At 82.3% G+C, this 215-nt stretch carries 1 pseudogene; it reads right to left on the reverse strand.

What is annotated here, in order from left to right:
- Positions 1-215: pseudogene (locus GTY56_RS40905) on the reverse strand (serine/threonine protein kinase); the annotation flags it as partial.

Consider the following 215-nt stretch of genomic DNA (forward strand, 5'->3'; position numbering starts at 1 on the left):
TAAGCGGGGTGGGGCTGGGGGTGCTGCTGGGGGTAGCCGTACGCGGGGTACGGGGGCGGGGGTGTCTGCCCCTGCGGGTGGGGCGGGGCGCCCGCGGCCGGGAGGTGCTGTGGAGCCGGGGGTGTGCTCGGGCCCGCCACCAGAGTGGGCAGGTGGCTGACCGGCGCGCCTTCGCCGGGCGGGCCCGGCGGGGGCGGGCCGGGGGTCGCGGCGGG

The sequence above is a fragment of the Streptomyces sp. SID5643 genome (assembly GCF_009872555.1).
In the GTDB taxonomy this organism is placed as follows: Bacteria; Actinomycetota; Actinomycetes; order Streptomycetales; family Streptomycetaceae; genus Streptomyces; species Streptomyces iakyrus.